Below are 15,338 nucleotides of genomic sequence, written 5' to 3' on the forward strand. Positions count from 1 at the left end.
AGAGGCGGAGCCGAAGGCACTGCCCGCCTCCGAATCAATCGGAAGCGGAACCGGGAACCAACATGCGTCAAATCACCCTTTCGTTTCGCGACGAGACGATCGCTTCGCTGCATCGCGATTTCGAAGCGTTCACGCGTCTGTCGCTGAAGCTGGATCCGCAATTCGTCACGCCGACGTTCGAGGACTTCCTGCGCGCAAAGCTGCTCGACAACGACACCCCGCTCACCGAGCAGGCGGTGCAGCGCATGCTCACGCACGGCCAGTACGCGTGGGCCAAGCGCGCGCTCGACAAGGAGTTTCCCGATGTCGTCGAAATCCTGATCCGTCAGGCGGCCGAGCACGGCTTCGCGTTCGCGATCCGCGCCGACTGGACCGCCGAGGATCTCATCAAGGCGTCGCGTGAATGGGCGACGGCGATCGTCACCGAGGCGAAGGGCGACGTGTCGCAGGTGGACATGCTCGCGGCACAGATCAAATCGGCGGCGGCGGACATTCGCGAAGTCGAGGAAAAAATGCAGACGCCCGCCTTCCGTCTTGCCGATTCGCTGCGCCAGCGCGTGTACGAAACGAAAATTGCCGTGGAGACGAGCATCGGCTCGACCGCGCGCGAGAAGCTCGGCGAACTGCGCTGCCTGCTGCGGCTCGGCATTTTCTATGGGTCGATTCAGAAGCAGGAAGCGCAGCAGGTGCTGGAGTACCTGCGCTCGCTGCGGCCCGAGCTGTTCATCGAAGAGCCTTACGACGGCTTCACGCGCTTCGCCGCCTGGCTGCGCAGCATCTTCGCGCCATCGCCACGCGCGCCGCGAACCTCGCGCGCGCCGCGCTGAACGCGCTTCGCCCTACTCCCACATTCCCTTCAGGCGCGCCGCGATATCGATTCTCGCCTTCGCGGCGGCCGCCAGCCCCGCCGCCGTCGGCGCGGCGGGTGCGATCACCGGCGGCCACGCGGCCGCTTCGAAGTTCTGCATCAGATGCGGCGGGATGAAGCGCGTGCGCTGCGCCCAGACGTGCCTGTCGCCCAGATGCGTCTGGTTGTGCACGTAGAACCGCTGCGGCGTGATGATGTGCAAATCTTCCTTCGCACGTGTCATCGCCACGTAGAGCAGGCGCCGCTCCTCGTCGATTTCCTCTTCGCTGCCCGTGCCCAGATCGGACGGAATGCAGCCGTCCACGCCGTTCAGCACGAACACGTTGCGCCATTCCTGGCCCTTCGCCGAGTGGATGGTCGAGAGAATCAGATAGTCTTCGTCGAGCATCGGCACGCCGGATTCGTCGCTCGTCGCGTCGGGCGGATCGAGCGTGAGCTCGGTGAGAAAGCGCTCGCGCGTGGGATACGTCGACGCGATGCTTTCCATCTGCAGCACGTCGCCGATGCGGATCGCAGCGTCCTCGTGATTGCGCTCCAGATGCGGCTCATACCAGCGGCGGATCATTTCGAACTCCGCCGGCCAGCCGGATTCGCGGCCGCAGAGCTTTGCCATCAGCCCGACGAAGCGCGGCCAGTCTTCGCTGGCGCGTGCGGGCGCCTGAAACCTGGCGATCGCACCCGGCGCCTCGTCTTGCGCAACGCTGTCGAGCAAGCGCCCCGCGATCGCCGGACCGATGCCCGGCAGCAACTGCGCGACCCGAAAGCCCGCGACGCGGTCGCGCGGATTCTCCGCCCAGCGCAGCACCGCCAGCACATCCTTCACGTGGACCGAATCGAGAAACTTGAGTCCGCCGAACTTCACGAAGGGAATGTTCCGCCGCGTGAGTTCGATTTCGAGCGTCGCACTGTGATGCGCGGCGCGGAACAGCACGGCTTGCGCCTTGAGCTTCATGCCCGCCTCGCGCGCCTCGAGCACTTTCTCGACGACATAGCGCGCCTGGTCGGCTTCATCGGCGACGGAGACGACGCGCGGCTTCTGCGCCGAGGCCTTGTCGGTCCACAGGTTCTTCGTATAGCGCTCCGACGCGAGCCCGATCACCGCATTCGATGCCTCGAGAATCGGCAGCGTCGAGCGATAGTTGCGATCGAGCGTGACGGTCGCGGCGGGCGGATCGAAATGGCCCGGAAAATCGAGGATGTTGCGCACGGTCGCGCCGCGAAACGAATAGATGGATTGCGCGTCGTCGCCGACGACGGTCAGGCCGCGCCCGTCCGGCTTCATCGCGAGCAGGATGGACGCCTGCAGGCGGTTGGTGTCCTGATATTCGTCGACGAGCACGTGATCGAAACGGCTCGCGAGATCCGCCGCCACCGATGGCTCGGCCGCGAGATGCGACCAGTACAGCAGGAGGTCGTCGTAATCGAGCACGCTTTGCGCCTGTTTCGCGCTGACGTAGGCCGCGAACAGACGCTTCAGATCGGCTTCCCACTCACGGCACCACGGATACGACTGATCGAGCACGTGGCTGAGCGACGCGCCCGTGTTCACGACGCGCGAGTAGATCGCGAAGCAGGTCGATTTCGCGGGAAAGCGCTTCTCCTTCGACGACAAGCCAAGCTCGTGCCGCACCAGATTCATGAGATCGGCGGAGTCTTCGCGATCGTTGATCGTAAAAGACGGCGCGAGTCCGACGAGATCGGCGTAATCGCGCAACAGCCGCGCGCCGACGCTGTGAAACGTGCCCGACCACGTCAGCCCCTGCGCGATGGCGCTTTTCTTGCCGAGCGCGTTGATCGCGATGCGCGAGACGCGCCGCGTCATTTCGAGCGCCGCGCGGCGCGAAAATGTGAGCAGCAGAATGCGATGCGGATCGGCGCCCTTCACCAGCAGATGCGCGACGCGATGCGCGAGCGTGTTGGTCTTGCCCGAGCCCGCGCCGGCGATCACGAGCAGCGGCCCGCCCGCGCGCCCCGGTTCGTCGACGCCGAATTCGACAGCTTCGCGCTGCGCCTCGTTGAGCTTCGCGAGATAGTCGGCGACCTGTTTCGCGGTGGAATCGGAAGCGGCGTCGGCGGTGTCGGGAAGCGTGAGCACGTGGAAGAAGGCGGCGGAAATGAGTGACGCACACTGTATATCCATACAACCCGCGCACGCAAGCCTTTGGCTCGACTGGAGTTTCGGCCCCAAAAAGCAGCGAGCCCGGTTCGCGGGGAACCGGGCTCGCATTGGTACGGAAAGCGCGTACTACTCCGCCTTCTTCGCGTTCTTCAGCTTCGCGTCGGCGGCGGCTTCGTTGGCGTCGGACTGCGCCTCCGTCTTCTTCTTGTCGGCCTTGGCTTGTGCGACGGCCGCCTTCTTGTCGGCCTTCGTCTGTTCCTTCGCGGCCTTTTGATCGGCGGCGGTCGGTGCGTCGGACGTCGTCTGCGCGAACGATGCCGCACTCACGCTCGCGAACGTTCCGGCAATCAGCGCCGCCAGTAGCGCATTGATTTTTCGATTCATGATGTCCTCCCTTTTGTAGATGCCGCGAGCCGCACCGCGCGGACTCGCGGCGCGTCACGCTCAGTGCTGCAGGCCCGTGTCCTTCGGCGTGCCCGGCTCCGTCGCGTTCAGTTCCGCCTTCGCGGCGTCCTTGTCCGCCTTGCGATTGATCTTCGCGTTCTGCACTTCTTCCTTGTACTGCGCCTTCGCCTGCTGGTTCTGCGCCTTCAACTCGGCCTTCGACGCCTTCTTCGACGCGCGATACTCGGCGTTCGCCTGCGCGTTCGCGGTGCGGCGCTGGACCAGCGGATCGGTCGGCGCCGGCGCGACGATGTTCTGCTGCGGCGGCGTCATCGGCTGCTGGGCCTGTGCGGGCATCGCATTACCGATCTGGCCGGGCGCCTGCGTGGGCGCAGCCTGCATCGGCTGCACGGTCTGAGGCTGCATCGGGGCGGCTTGGGGCGCGGTCTGAGCATAAGCGCCCGAAGCGGCGAGCGTGGCGATGGCGGAGCCGATCAAAAGGATTCGTGCGCGAGTCATGAGCTAGTCCTCTCTTTAGTTGGCGTCGGCGGCTCTGATCATGGCGAGCGAACCGCGCGACTTTTGTCGATTGGAAAGATGACCGAAGCTGCATCGATCAACCGGTCGGACCGGGCGACGATCGGGCAAGTTCGCGAAAACCAGTCATTGTTACCGACGGTTTCATCTGGCTACATTTGCCAACCTGTTCACTTGCGTTCCGATTACCGGTCCCGCGATGGCACAGCACGGCGCATGCCCGGCGCACGCATGTTCGTGGTTTATCATGGAGGCCTTTTCCGCTTCACCCGTCCCATGCCGCCACTCCAATTCACCCTCACGAGCGAGTACGTCGAACTCCACAATCTGCTCAAGCTGATGGGCCTCGCGGATAGCGGCGGCTCGGCGAAGGCGCGCGTCGCGATGGGCGATGTCACCGTCGACGGCAAAGTGGAGCTGCGCAAGACCTGCAAGATCCGCGCGGGCCAGAAGGTGAAGCTCGACGGCCAGACGATCCACGTGCGCGCGCCCGAGTAGCACCGCGCCGCTTGCGCGCACGCGCCACGCGCTTGAGAAATCCGGCTCATAAGCGATCACGTCATCGACAGGCCGCACGCGAGGCAATAAGCTAGTCGTCTTTCGTTCTGGTTTCAGCGCCGGGTCTGTAGCGTCGGTTTTCCCGTCAGCGCACGTTTCGCAGTGCGCTCCGCTTGTTGCCCTTCCGCATTCCAGTCCGCGACGCTCAGTGCATTGACTGATGCGCCGCCTTTGTTTCCATCCGATCAGCCATGCAACCGCAAGTCACGCCCGCCGCGCGCGCGCATCAAGGACCGCCGAGCCTCTCGCGGCACGCCGTCGACACGGCGCGTCTCGCCGCGCCGCTCGCCATCGCCCAGCTCGCGCAGATGGCGATGGGCGTCACCGACACCATCCTGCTCGGCTCGCTTGGCCCCGACGCGCTCGCCGCCGGCGGTCTCGGTGCGAATCTCTTTTTCGTCGTCGTGACGCTGCTGCAGGGCGTGCTGACGTCGGTTTCCGTATCGGTCGCGCATGCACGCGGCGCGAATGCCGACGATCGGGTGCCCGGCATCTACTGGACGGGGCTCATGCTTTCCGTCCTGCTCGCCGTGCCAGCGTTCGTGCTGCTGAGCTACGCCGAGCCGATCCTGCTTGCATTCCACGAACCGGCGACGCTCGCGAAGAACGTCGGTGAATATTGCGCGGTGCTGCGCTGGGGGACGCCTGGCAGTCTCATCGGCGTCGGGATGATGCGCGCGTTTCTGCCCGCGATCGGCGCGGCGCGCCGGCTCCTGTGGATTTCCATCGGCGGAGTTTTCGTCAACGGCTTTCTCAACTACGGGCTGATTCACGGCGCGTACGGCCTGCCGCGCGAAGGCTTTCTCGGTTCGGCCGCAGCGACCGCGATCACCGTCTGGGGCATCGCGATCGCGCTCGTCGCGGTGCTGCATCTGCGGCCGCGCTACAGACACTTCGTCGTGCGCGCGCGCCCGCGCCTGCCGCTGATGGGCGAACTCTTCGGCCTCGGCTGGCCCGTCGCGATCACCTACGGCGTCGAATCGACGCTCTTTCTCGCCACCGGCATGATGGTCGGCCTCCTTGGCGAGGCGCCGCTCGCCGCGCATCAGATCGCGCTCAACGTCGCGTCGGTGGCGTTCATGGTGCCGCTCGCGATCGGCCAGGCGGCGAACGTGCGCGTCGGTTACTGGGTCGGCGCGGGCGTGCCGGTGGCGGCGCGGCACGCGGGCTTCGTCGCGCTCGCGCTCGGCGTCGGCTTCATGATGTGCTCGGGACTCGTGCTCATCACCGTGCCGCGCGCGATCGTCGGCCTGTATCTGCATCTCGACGATCCCGCCAACGCGCATACCGTCGCGCTCGCGGCGTCGCTGCTCGGCGTCGCGGCCGTGTTTCAGATCGTCGACGGCATGCAGACGGTCGGCTCCGGCTGCCTGCGCGGATTGAAGGACACGCGCATCCCGATGCTCGCTGCCGCGTTCGGCTACTGGGGCGTCGGTTTCCCGACCGGCTATGTGCTCGCCTTCCACTTCGAACTGGGCGCAAAGGGCCTGTGGTGGGGACTCGCCGCCGGGCTCGCGAGCGTCGCCGCATTGATGACGCTGCGGTTTCATCGCATCAGCCGGCGCTTCATCGAGACGGGCATCGCGCCCGGGCCGGACGACACCGATGCCGCGAGCGCCGCGCCGCACGGGCACGTCTGATAAGCACACGACGCGCGCGCCGATTTGCATAGCACGAATGCTTGGTTGGGCCGCGCGGCGTGCATTGCTACGATGAACCCGTCTCCTCCTTGAGACATCTGTGACAGGGGTTGTCAGCCCGCTTTCAGCCAGCGGGCTTTTTTTTGTCTTCAGCGTCCTCTATCCCTCACTCGCGGGCATTCCGTCCGACCTTTTTCCGGTTTCCCATAAAATAATTTCGAGACGCGCGGCGCAAGAACGCGCCTTGCTTCATCGTGCCGTCCGCCGAATGTGTCGAGTCGTGCGGAGTCGCGACAAACCAAAAACGAGGAATCGAAGTGTCGGAAAGCCGGGGGAAGTGGGAAGTTGCGGGGCGTGACGGACATCACGAAAACATCGGTCGGGGCGTCACGCGGAAACGAAGATCCCGCGCCGCAGTGCGCACTGTAGCCATCGTCCTGTTGACGACGGCGCTCGCCGCCTGCGCGACGCGCCCGCCCGCGACGGCGTTCGATCGGCCGGTGAGCCACGCGCTGGCGTCGAGCGAAGCGACGCCGCTCGCAAGCGCGCTCGCGCCGCTGGAACGGCAGCATCCGGATCAGTCCGCGGTGCGCCTCCTGTCGACCGGCACCGACGCGCTGCAGGCCCGCATCGCGCTCGCGCGCGCGGCGACGAAGACGCTCGACATGCAGTACTACATCGCCGAGGAAGACAACACGGGCAAGCTGCTGCTGGGCGCGGCGCTTCATGCGGCGGATCGCGGCGTGCGGGTGCGCATGCTCGTCGACGACCTGAACTTCAAGGACATCGACCGGATCATGGCGGCGCTCAATTCGCACGACAAGATCGAGATCCGCGTGTTCAACCCGTTTGGCAGCGCGCAGCGCAGCTTTTCCGAGCGCACGCAGAATTTCTTCACGAATCTCGGCCACTTCACGCGCCGCATGCATAACAAGGCGATGATCGCGGACAATCAGATCGCGATCGTCGGCGGACGCAATCTCGGCGACGAATACTTCAACGCGAGCCCGACGCTGCAATTCCGCGATCTCGACGTTTTCGCGGCCGGTCCGGTGACGCAGGAAATCTCCGCGAGCTTCGACGACTACTGGAACAGCTCGCTCGCCTACCCGCTGCGCGTGCTGAACAAGCAAAAGTTCGATCCCGCCGAACTCGACAAGACCCGCGACGACCTGCGCGCCCACTGGCGTCAGCAGGCCGATCCGCTGAACGCGAAGCCCCTCAACGCGACGCCGCTCGCGCAGCAGATCGCGCGCGAGGAAATGGGCCTCGTGTGGGCGCCGACGGAATTCCGGGTCGATTCGCCATCGAAGATCGAGCATCCGAGCGACGACTACAAGAGCCCGCCGATGCAGCGCCTCATCGAACTGTTGAAGGATGCGCAGAGCGAATTTCTCATTCTCTCGCCCTACTTCGTGCCGCACGACGCGGGCGTGAAGGCGCTCGGCGATCTGACGAAGCGCCATGTGCGCGTCGCGGTGCTGACCAATTCGCTCGCCGCAACCGACGCCGTCGCCGTGCAGGCGGGCTACGCGCCGTATCGCATTCCGCTGTTGGAAAACGGCGTCGAGCTGTACGAATTCAAGCCGATTCAGGCCGAGGGCGAAAGCAGCCCGCGCGCCGGTCTGTTCGGCTCGCAGTCGCGCGCGAGCCTGCACGCGAAGGCCTATGTGATCGATCGGAGTATCCTCGTGATCGGCTCCATGAATCTCGACCCGCGCTCGGCCAAACTGAATACCGAGCTCGCGCTGGTGATTCACAGCAAGCCGGTCGCGGAGGAAGCCGCGAGACTGTTCGCGAACAGCGTCTCGCCGAAGACGAGCTGGCAGGTGCAACTGGCGAGCGCGGCGGTCACCGAGGAACTGCGGCGCACGGGCGCGCCGCAGTCGGGCCTCGTCTGGACCACCGAGGCGAACGGCAGTCTCGTCACCTACAATTTCGATCCCGAGGCAGGGTTTTATCGCAATGCGATGACGGGCCTCTTCATGCTTCTGCCCGTCGACAAGCAGCTTTGATCCAACTTCGTAAGGAACTCAGGCCATGTCACAGAATGCGAAGGGCGACGTACGGATGGAGAAGGACACGTTCGGCGAAATCGCGGTGCCGAACGACAAGCTCTGGGGGGCGCAGACGCAGCGCTCGCTGCAGAACTTCAAGATTTCGACGGAAAAGCAGTCGCCCGAGCTGATCACGGCGCTCGCGATCATCAAGCACGCGGCCGCCGAGGTGAACGAAGGGCTGAAGGTGCTCGATTCGAAAAAGGCGAAGGCGATCATTCAGGCCGCCGAGGAAATCATCGACGGCAAGCATCCCGACGAATTTCCGCTCGCCGTGTGGCAGACCGGCTCGGGCACGCAGACCAACATGAACCTCAACGAGGTGATCGCCAATCGCGCGAGCGAGATCATGGGCGGCTCGCGCGGCGAAGAACGCCTCGTGCATCCCAACGACGACGTGAATCGCGGCCAGTCGTCGAACGACGTGTTTCCGACGGCGATGCACGTCGCCGCCGCGATGGCGATCAACAAGCATCTCATTCCGTCGCTGAAGACGCTGCGCGATACGCTCGACAATAAGGCGAAGGCCTTCGACAAGATCGTGAAGATCGGCCGCACGCATCTGCAGGACGCGACGCCGCTCACGCTCGGGCAGGAGTTTTCAGGATACGTCGCGCAACTCGATCAGGGCATCCGGCATGTCGAGGCGACGTTGCCGCATCTGTATCAGCTCGCGCAAGGCGGCACGGCGGTCGGCACGGGACTGAACGCGCATCCGGAGTTCGCGGTGAAGGTCGCGGCGGCGATCGGCAAGCTCACTGGCCTGCCCTTCGAGACCGCGCCGAACAAGTTCGAGGTGATGGCCGCCGCCGATGCGCTCGTCGCCGCGCACGGCGCGCTGAAGACGGTCGCCGCGGGCATGATGAAGATCGCGAACGATATCCGCTGGCTCGCGAGCGGGCCGCGCTGCGGGCTTGGCGAACTGTCGATTCCGGAGAACGAGCCGGGCAGCTCGATCATGCCGGGCAAGGTGAATCCCACGCAATCCGAAGCCGTGACCATGTTGTGCTGCCAGGTGTTCGGCAACGACGTCGCGGTGAACTTCGGCGGCGCGAGCGGCAACTTCGAGCTGAACGTGTTCCGGCCGATGATCGCGCATAACGTGCTGCAGTCCGTGCGCCTGCTCGCGGACGGCGCGCAGAGCTTCAACGACAACTGCGCCGTCGGCATCGAGCCGAACGAGAAGCGCATCGACAGTTTGCTCAACGAATCGCTGATGCTCGTGACGGCGCTCAATCCGCATATCGGCTACGACAAGGCCGCGCAGATCGCGAAGAAGGCGCACAAGGAAGGCACGACGCTCAAAGCCGCCGCGCTCGCGCTCGGTCACGTCACCGAGCAGCAGTTCGACGAATGGGTCAAGCCGGGCGACATGGTCGGCAACAAGTAGGCGCGTTCTTCTTCAGAAAAAGCGGCGGGATCAGACCTTGCCCGCCGCAACCTCTTCCGGCTTCAGTTCGACGATCGCGTCGAGCGCATCCTTTACGTCCATCGAGTATTTCGCGAGGCGCTTTTCCTCTTCCGTTTCCGGCACGAAGGAAGGCACGGGCGTCGGCTGGCCTTTTTCATCGACGGCGACGAAGACCATCAGGCAATCGGTCGTCTGCTCGAGCTCGCCGACCTTCGGATCGCCCGCATGCACGGAAATGTGGATGTGCATGCTGGTGCGTCCGGTCGTCACGACGCGCGCGCGCAACTCCACCAGGTTGCCGACGAGAATCGGCCGCCGAAAGCGGATATTGCCGACGCTCACCGTCACCGCGTAGCGCCCGGACCACATCGCGGCGCAGGCATACGCGGTTTCGTCGATCCATTTCATCAGCGCGCCGCCGTGCACCTTGCCGCCAAAGTTCACCGAGGTCGGCTCGGCGAGAAAGCGAAAGGTGGTTTCGGCGCGGCTTTTGGGGACTGCGGGAATGGGAGTTGAGGTCGGCGTATTCATGGGGTGCCCGTCTGATGCGGAAATGAATGCCGATTATAGGGTCGGCAATATTCAGTCGTGGACGGTGATGCCCTGATCGATGGTGCCGTACATCGTGATGCTGCCTCCACCGCCCGCCGACGACGGTGCGCCCGCGCAGCCCGCACAGAGCATGAGAACGCCCATCACGCTCGCGAGAAAGAATCTGGACATGGAAGTTTTCCTGCTGTCTGAGATGCCAGCGGTCATTCTAGCGCCGCGCTTCGTGCATCGACATTTCGGCGCGCGGTGAAACATCGGATGCGGAGCCGCTATAGAGTGGATAGGTCGATTACCACGCCCGACAGGGACATCGCCATGAACTCCGCTTTCGATGAAGCCGAATCCCGCGTGCGCCATTTCCCCGGACTGTCGCGCATCGGTGCGCTGATCGCCGATCCCGGCCGCGCCGCGATGCTCTGGTCGCTGATGGACGGCACCGCGCGCCCCGCCGGCGAACTGACGATGATCGCGGGGCTGTCGCCGTCGGCTGCGAGCGGGCATCTCGCGCGTCTGACCGAAGGCGGGCTGCTCGCGCTCGAAGTGAGCGGGCGGCATCGCTATTACCGCATCGCGACGCCGGACATCGCCGCGGCCATCGAGGCGCTCGCCAATCTCGCGCGGGCGAGCGCGCCGCAGCGTGCGCCTGAACGCCCGCCTTCCGCCGTGCCGGTCGAGATGCGTTTCGCGCGCACTTGCTACGACCATCTCGCGGGCGAACTGGCCGTGCAAATCTTCGACCGGATGCTCGCGCGCAACTGGCTCATCGCCTCCGACGATCACGAACAGGCGCATGGCCCCGCCGCGCTCGACGCGACGCCGGAAGGCGCGCAGGCGTTTGCCGAACTCGGCATCGACCTGAAGGCGCAACGCGCGCGGCGGCGGCGGTTCGCGTGCACGTGCATCGACTGGAGCGAGCGCCGGCCGCATCTCGGCGGCGCGCTCGGCGCGGCATTTCTCGAAGCGTGCGAGTCGCACGGCTGGATCGAGCACACGGCGAGGCGCCGTGTCTTGCGCGTGACGCCGGCGGGACATCGGCATTTCGAAGGGTTCCTATCCACGCGGTAGAGCTTTGTTACGCGCACCAGCCGCATCAGGAGCCTCGCCAGCAGCCTCAACAAGCCCAGCAGCCGCAACACGGCGGCGGCAACAAGCATCATCGAAGTTGAGGCGATGAGCAGCCGGTAAACGAAAAACGCGCGGACGGAAGCCGCGCGTTCTCGCATGCAGCGCTGAAGCGCCCGCTCAGACCGCCATCGGGGCCGTGAGCGGATCGTGATGCTTGTACCCTTCGAGCGCGAAATCCTTCGGCTCGATCTTCTCCAGCCATTCCGGCTCGTAGCGCTTCGTGACCGCGTAATCCGGCACGCGATCGGAGATGATCAACTGCGGCGACGGCAATGGCTCGCGCTTCAGTTGCTCATGCAGCATATCGAGCTGGTTCTCGTAGATGTGCGCATCGCCGATGAAATACGTGAACCAGCGCGGCTTGAATCCGGTCAGCCGGCCCACGAGATGCAGCAGCGCCGCGCCTTCCGCCAGATTGAACGGCGTGCCGAGTCCGACGTCGTTACTGCGGATGTAAAGACACAGCGAAATCTCGCGCGTCACCGCGTTCGGGATGAACTGATACAGCAGATGGCACGCGGGCAGCGCGATCTCGTCGAGCTTCGCCGGATTCCATGCGTGAAACAGAATGCGCCGGTCGGTCGGGCGCTCGATGATCGTATCGAGACACTGGCGCAATTGATCGATCGCCTTGTACAACAGCACCTGTTCGCGCCCGTTTTCGACGAAGCTCGTCACGACCTGGAATCCGCGATTGGTGGCGTCGGCGATCTGGTCGCCCGCGCAGGCATCGACGAGCTTGTACGCGGGCCATTTGCGCCATTGCACGCCGTAGACGTCGCCGAGATCGTCCGGGCCCTGCCGGTACGGGTTCTCGAGCCATTGCGGATTGTCGTTCGCGTTGGCGTCCCAGACCTTGCAGCCGAGCGCGCGAAAGTCCGCCGCGCTCTTCGACGCCCGCAGAAAGCCCACCAGCTCGCCGATCGCCGATTTGAACGCGAGCTTCTTCGTCGTCACGGCGGGAAAGCCTTGCTGCAAGTCGAACCGCAGCATCGCGCCGGGAATGCTGATCGTGCGGATGCCCGTGCGGTTTTCCTGCCAAGTGCCGGTATCGAGGATCGTCTGGACGAGCTCGAGATACTGTTTCATTCGATGTTCCCTGGGGTATGCTGCGCGCCCTCGCGAACGGAAGGCGTAAAGACGGATTTTACCAAGCGACGGGGGCCGGCGCTCAATGCAGCGGCACGAAAAAACGGGCGCCTGGAAGCGCCCGTCCGGGGGTGGATCGCGGCTACTTGCCGTCAGCCGCGCGTAGCGTGCTCTGACGGCGCATCGACCTCGATGTGACGCATCCCATGCGCGCTCAACAGGCGATACAACGTCACGCGCGAGATCCCCAGTTCGTGCGCCGCGTCGCCGAGGCGTCCGCGATGGCGCAGGAGCGCGAGTTCGATCGCCTGCCGCTCGGCCGCTTCACGCGCCTGCGCGAGCGAAACCGGCGCCACTTCGACGTACTCGCCGAGTTCGAGATCGCGGGCGGTGATCTGCCGCCCTTCCGACATCACGATCGCACGCCGCACGCGGTTGATCAGTTCGCGCACGTTGCCCGGCCAGCCGTAGTTGTGAATCGCGGCGATCGCATCGGGCGAAAATCCGCGCAGGCGCCGGCTCGCGTCCTTCTTGAATCGGTCGAGCATATGCTTCGCGAGCAGTTCGATGTCCTTGCCGCGCGCGCGCAGCGGCGGCTCGTCGATCTGCAGCACGCACAGGCGGTGATACAAGTCCGCGCGGAAACGCCCTTCGATCATCGCGGTCTGCATGTCGACGTGCGTCGCCGAGATGATGCGCACATCCACCGGCGTCGAGCCGTGACCCCCCAGGCGCTCCACCTTGCGTTCCTGCAGGAAGCGCAACAGGCTCGCCTGACTTTCGAGCGGCAGATCGCCGATTTCATCGAGGAACAGCGTGCCGCCGTTGGCCGCTTCGACACGGCCGATCTTGCGCTGATTCGCGCCCGTGAACGCGCCGCGTTCGTAGCCGAAGAGCTCCGATTGCAGCAGATGCGCCGGAATCGCGCCGCAGTTGATGGCGACGAACGGCTGATCGCGACGCGCGGAACGCTCGTGGATGGCGACGGCCGTCAACTCCTTGCCGGTGCCGGATTCGCCCGAAATGAAGACGGGCGCGTCGGTCATCGCGACTTTTCGGATGGAACGGAAGAGCGCGAGCATCGCGTCGCACGAACCGACCATTTCGCCCTCGGCGCGGCCCTCGCTGCGCGCATCGTGCGACGCGGCGTCGTGCAGCGAAACCATGCCATACGCGTGACCGACGGAATCGACGATGCGGTCGTTCGACGTCGGCAGCGTCACGTAATCGAAGCAATAGTCGCGAATCAGGCGCCGCACGGCGGCGTCTTCGAGTTGTCCGGCAACGGTGGCCGCGACCCAGCCCACGTTGGTCATCGTCAGCGACGATTCGAACGCCGCCAGTTCATGCGATTCGAAATGACTCGACAAATCCAGCAGCCCGCCGGTCGCCAGATCGCTACGCAGTGCCTTGCGCGTGTCTCGCGCGCTCGCGACGATTTCGATATGCCAGCCGCGCTCCTCGAATCGCGCACACAGCGTCTCGCTTGGATCGCGAGTCACATAGATGAGTTGCCGCCGAGCGACGTCCATTATTCAGATCCTTTGTTCAACATTCGTTGAAAAGGTCACGTAGTTCAGGCTCGCACTACATCGCAGACTTCGCTGCCCTCGCACGTTTCTCGCAAACGTCTGGGGAGGGACTTGCCATTCGTTACGACGCCCCCGGGCCATAGCGCGACACACCACGCACTCTTCCACGAAACCCTTTATGTCTGATTCTGTGCCGTTTTTGAGAGACTACTATAACCCAGAAACCCCGAAAACAAATATCGCGAGAGCCGCCGGATTAGCCACAAAAGCTTGACAGGACGGGCCTCACAAGAATTTCTCACACGATTATTAAAAACTTTGCGCACAATTTAATACGACAAAATCTTATACCGATTTCGCGAGAACTTCATGTTTTTCTGCCTTCATGTTTCAGCCGTGAAACGTTTTCACCCATGTTTCCTCAATGTGTCTGCGTCTCATTATCGCCGTTCGTTGCGTGGCAAAGCTTTCTGACCGATGGCACGCAATTCGCTCCTCTTCCCCACTGCCGGAAGGTAAGAAATACTGTCTACAGAACGAGCGTTCCATATTTCTCCTGCATTCACTTCAGGTTAATCGTTTATACCGGCCAGACGATTACTTTATTTCCGGATGATTCAATACCGGAAATAGTTACCTTGGGTTATGTCGTTACGATGGCACTCGAAAGTTCATTCCGGCGCGAGGAAACAAGCGACGCGCAACAAAACCGTGAAGACGCGGACGAATCGGACGGCATGCGCCAGTGCGCCATTCGCCCGCCGGGCTCAGGCGTCAGCGTGACGCTCTGGGACGAGATCGCGCCGGCTCCTGCTTACGTGCCATCGCTCGCCGACGATTCGCCCGAGACGTGAGTCCGCGCGACGCTTCGATCCCGAATATGGCCGGACGTGTCGGTTAGAATCGAGGCCCCGACGGCGCGGCCCGCGCGCCGCTTTGCCTCGACCTCCTTCACATGACGACGCTGACCCTGATCGTCGCCCGCGCGCGCAATGGCGTGATCGGACGCGACAACCAACTGCCCTGGCGCCTGCCCGAGGACCTCGCATTCTTCAAGCGCACGACTATGGGCGCGCCCATCATCATGGGCCGCAAGACGCATGAATCGATCGGCCGGCCGTTGCCGGGGCGGCGCAATATCGTCATATCGCGCGATGCCACGCGCCACTACGAGGGTTGCGACGTCGTGACGAGCCTCGAAGCGGCGCTCGCGCTCGAGCCGGCGAAGGAAGCGTTTCTGATCGGCGGCGCGCAGTTGTATCGCGATGCCATCGGGCGCGCGGACAAGATGATCGTCACCGAGATCGACGCCGATTTCGACGGCGACACGCGCTTTCCCGCGCCCGATCCGGAACTGTGGCGCGAAGTGTCCCGTGAGCCGCATCGCGCGGCGGCGCCGAACGATTTCGCGTTTGCGTTCGTGACCTACGAGCGCATCGCCGCTTCCGAATGAAAAAAGGCTCCGG

15 protein-coding genes are annotated in these 15,338 nt (G+C 64.2%); 8 read left to right on the forward strand and 7 right to left on the reverse strand.

What is annotated here, in order from left to right:
- Nucleotides 1-62 precede the first annotated feature (62 nt).
- Nucleotides 63-827, forward strand: coding sequence for a DUF4088 family protein (locus NCT32_RS09855; RefSeq protein WP_061120515.1), 765 nt, complete (start codon nt 63-65; stop codon nt 825-827).
- A gap of 12 nt (nt 828-839) precedes the next feature.
- Here the strand turns inward: NCT32_RS09855 and NCT32_RS09860 are convergent, their stop codons facing one another.
- The 3 genes from NCT32_RS09860 to NCT32_RS09870 all read right to left on the reverse strand — a co-directional run bounded on the left by NCT32_RS09860 (nt 840) and on the right by NCT32_RS09870 (nt 3,890).
- Entirely contained in the window at nt 840-2,963 is a 2,124-nt protein-coding gene (locus tag NCT32_RS09860) for an ATP-dependent helicase (protein WP_061120514.1), read from the reverse strand.
- A 150-nt stretch (nt 2,964-3,113) separates the two neighbouring features.
- Entirely contained in the window at nt 3,114-3,371 is a 258-nt protein-coding gene (locus tag NCT32_RS09865; RefSeq protein ID WP_061120513.1) for a hypothetical protein, read from the reverse strand.
- 60 nt (nt 3,372-3,431) lie between these two features.
- Complete coding sequence (locus tag NCT32_RS09870; RefSeq protein WP_061120512.1) at nt 3,432-3,890, reverse strand: hypothetical protein; 459 nt, start codon at nt 3,888-3,890, stop codon at nt 3,432-3,434.
- A 294-nt stretch (nt 3,891-4,184) separates the two neighbouring features.
- On the opposite strand from NCT32_RS09870, the gene NCT32_RS09875 reads away from it, so the two are divergent.
- The 4 genes from NCT32_RS09875 to fumC all read left to right on the forward strand — a co-directional run bounded on the left by NCT32_RS09875 (nt 4,185) and on the right by fumC (nt 9,553).
- Nucleotides 4,185-4,406, forward strand: a complete 222-nt coding sequence (locus NCT32_RS09875) for an RNA-binding S4 domain-containing protein (RefSeq protein WP_061120511.1) — start codon at nt 4,185-4,187, stop codon at nt 4,404-4,406.
- Nucleotides 4,407-4,657: 251 nt separating this feature from the next.
- Nucleotides 4,658-6,106 carry an MATE family efflux transporter gene (locus NCT32_RS09880; RefSeq protein WP_061120510.1) on the forward strand — a complete coding sequence of 483 codons (1,449 nt, stop codon included), beginning with the start codon at nt 4,658-4,660 and terminating at the stop codon, nt 6,104-6,106.
- A gap of 416 nt (nt 6,107-6,522) precedes the next feature.
- Nucleotides 6,523-8,121 carry a phospholipase D family protein gene (locus NCT32_RS09885; protein WP_250490123.1) on the forward strand — a complete coding sequence of 533 codons (1,599 nt, stop codon included), beginning with the start codon at nt 6,523-6,525 and terminating at the stop codon, nt 8,119-8,121.
- A gap of 25 nt (nt 8,122-8,146) precedes the next feature.
- On the forward strand, nt 8,147-9,553 hold the full coding sequence (fumC, locus tag NCT32_RS09890) for a class II fumarate hydratase (RefSeq protein ID WP_061120509.1): 1,407 nt from the start codon (nt 8,147-8,149) through the stop codon (nt 9,551-9,553).
- A 30-nt stretch (nt 9,554-9,583) separates the two neighbouring features.
- Here the strand turns inward: fumC and NCT32_RS09895 are convergent, their stop codons facing one another.
- The gene (locus NCT32_RS09895; RefSeq protein ID WP_061120508.1) at nt 9,584-10,105 is read right to left on the reverse strand and encodes an acyl-CoA thioesterase; all 522 of its coding nucleotides are present in this window, start codon (nt 10,103-10,105) and stop codon (nt 9,584-9,586) included.
- A 51-nt stretch (nt 10,106-10,156) separates the two neighbouring features.
- A complete protein-coding gene (locus NCT32_RS09900) occupies nt 10,157-10,297 on the reverse strand; it encodes a hypothetical protein (protein WP_250476909.1) in 141 nt (46 codons plus the stop codon).
- Nucleotides 10,298-10,441: 144 nt separating this feature from the next.
- Here NCT32_RS09900 and NCT32_RS09905 point away from each other — a divergent pair, with 144 nt between their 5' ends.
- Nucleotides 10,442-11,191, forward strand: coding sequence for a helix-turn-helix transcriptional regulator (locus NCT32_RS09905; protein WP_061120506.1), 750 nt, complete (start codon nt 10,442-10,444; stop codon nt 11,189-11,191).
- Between the two features lie 177 nt (nt 11,192-11,368).
- Here the strand turns inward: NCT32_RS09905 and NCT32_RS09910 are convergent, their stop codons facing one another.
- Nucleotides 11,369-12,340: a thymidylate synthase gene (locus tag NCT32_RS09910; RefSeq protein WP_061120505.1), complete on the reverse strand. Its 972-nt coding sequence runs from the start codon at nt 12,338-12,340 to the stop codon at nt 11,369-11,371.
- Between the two features lie 152 nt (nt 12,341-12,492).
- Nucleotides 12,493-13,872 carry a sigma-54 dependent transcriptional regulator gene (locus NCT32_RS09915; RefSeq protein WP_035503252.1) on the reverse strand — a complete coding sequence of 460 codons (1,380 nt, stop codon included), beginning with the start codon at nt 13,870-13,872 and terminating at the stop codon, nt 12,493-12,495.
- 413 nt (nt 13,873-14,285) lie between these two features.
- On the opposite strand from NCT32_RS09915, the gene NCT32_RS09920 reads away from it, so the two are divergent.
- Nucleotides 14,286-14,726 carry a hypothetical protein gene (locus NCT32_RS09920; protein ID WP_250490124.1) on the forward strand — a complete coding sequence of 147 codons (441 nt, stop codon included), beginning with the start codon at nt 14,286-14,288 and terminating at the stop codon, nt 14,724-14,726.
- 101 nt (nt 14,727-14,827) lie between these two features.
- Nucleotides 14,828-15,325, forward strand: a complete 498-nt coding sequence (locus NCT32_RS09925; RefSeq protein WP_061120504.1) for a dihydrofolate reductase — start codon at nt 14,828-14,830, stop codon at nt 15,323-15,325.
- The last annotated feature ends 13 nt before the right edge of the window (nt 15,326-15,338 follow it).

The organism is Caballeronia sp. INML2, from assembly GCF_023631365.1.
Lineage (GTDB): Bacteria > Pseudomonadota > Gammaproteobacteria > Burkholderiales > Burkholderiaceae > Caballeronia > Caballeronia turbans.